Origin of the sequence: Marilutibacter maris, from assembly GCF_006546735.2 — a bacterium.
Classification (GTDB): domain Bacteria; phylum Pseudomonadota; class Gammaproteobacteria; order Xanthomonadales; family Xanthomonadaceae; genus Marilutibacter; species Marilutibacter maris.
Genome location: NZ_VICD02000136.1, coordinates 1 through 1,637 on the forward strand (window position 1 = coordinate 1; position 1,637 = coordinate 1,637).

Here is a 1,637-nt window from a genome sequence, read left to right on the forward strand (position 1 = left end):
CCGGCTGGGCATCGGCGATGCCGGCCAGATGGGCGCGACCGGCCTCGGCATCGCCACGGCCGGTGGCCGCGTGCGCGGCGGCGATCCGCGCCACGGTCCCGGTTTCGCGATTGCCGGCGGCCTCGCCGAGCAGCTTTTCGGCGCGGCTCCACTGGCCCATGTGGGTGGCCAGCAGGCCGTCGAGCAGGCGCGCGCGCGCGGCCTTCTTGCGGTGCCGGCGCAGCATCGCGAACGGCGCGCTGAGCAGGCGCCAGAGCAGCCACAGCAGCAGCACGGCGACCGCCGCCAGCAACAAGGTGTAGGACAACGACTTGCGATAGGTCCAGTCGCCGAAGCTGACGATCACCAGGCCCGGATCCTGCGCCATCAACTGCGCGACCAGCGCCCCGAGCAGGGCCAGGACGATCCAGAACAGCAGGCTGCGGAACAGGTTCATGGGCGCTCCGATGGCGACACGTCCGCGGCGGCGCGCAGCTGCCGCAGTTGCTGCAGTGTGCTGCCGAGGGTGGGAACTGAGAGTGAAAGCGAGCGCTCGGCGATCCGGTCCAGTTCGCCGCGGCGGGCATCGAGCGCGGCCGATGGCGGCCACAAGCGATCCAGCCAGTCGCGCGCACGCGCCAGCGCGGCCTTGAAGCCGCCCTCGTCGCGGCGCTCGGCGGCGGCGCGGGCCAGGGTCAGTTCCAGTTGCAGGGCGGCCATCGCCGCGGCGCGGTCGGACGGCAGTTCGGCGATCACGCGGTCGCGCGGCTGGATGTCGAACACGTTGGCGAACGCGCGCTTCCACCACGGCCGGTCGCCGGCCGGGGCCTGGGCGGCGGTCTCCGGCGGGGTTTCCTCGAGCGCGCGGCTGAAGGCGTCGATGCGCGCCAACGCGTCGATCCGCGGGTCCGCATCGAGCGCGTCGATCGCCGCGCGCTCCTGGATCAGCGCCTGGCGCAGGTTCACGTAGGCCGGGTCCTTGATCGCGGCCAGCACCGCGTCCGCGGTCGCGTAGCTGCGCTTCGCGCCGGCCAGGTCGCCGGCGATCTCCAGCCGCTGCTGGCCGAACACCAGCAGCATCTCCGCCTCCTCCAGCCGCAGCGCCTGGACGCCATCGCGGTTCGGGTCGGCCAGGCGGGTGACGCTTTCCTCCAGCAGCGCCGCGCGCTGGCCGATGCCGAGCAGTTCGTCGCGCAGCACACGGTTGGTGGCGTCGGCCTGTTGCAGGCGCTGGACCTGCGCGCGCTGGTCGTCGCGCATCGCATCCAGGCGCTGGTTGAGGGCGTCGATGCGGTGATCGGCACTGGCGACCTGTGCGCGCGCGTCGGCCTCGTGCGATTTCCACCAGTTCCAGCCGTACCAGCCGGCGGCGGCGAGCGCGGCGAGGAACACCAGCAGGAACCATGGCCAACGCGCGCCGCGCCGGCGCGGCGCCTGCGCGGTGGGATTGCCGGGAGGCGGGAGGGATGTGGACGGGGCGGTGGAGTCGGACACGGCGTCAGGTCGCTGCATGAGTGGCTTCATGCTACCGGAACGCCCGTGCGGACTGGTTCAGAAAGGCTCCGGACGGGGCCGTGCCGGTGGCTTCGCCGGCTACCGGCCGGGCCCGGCGTATCCAGCGGCGGCCACCAGTTGCGCCGGTCGCGGCCCGGCGGCGA

General features: G+C 73.4%; 2 protein-coding genes. Both read right to left on the minus strand.

Going from position 1 to position 1,637, the window contains the following annotated elements; genetic code table 11:
- The coding region (locus FKV24_RS08835; protein ID WP_283016206.1) for a heme biosynthesis HemY N-terminal domain-containing protein at nt 1-436 on the minus strand (436 nt) is incomplete at its 3' end.
- Entirely contained in the window at nt 433-1,491 is a 1,059-nt protein-coding gene (locus FKV24_RS08840) for a uroporphyrinogen-III C-methyltransferase (protein ID WP_141482118.1), read from the minus strand. The genes FKV24_RS08840 and FKV24_RS08835, both read right to left, overlap by 4 nt.
- Nucleotides 1,492-1,637: the final 146 nt, after the last annotated feature.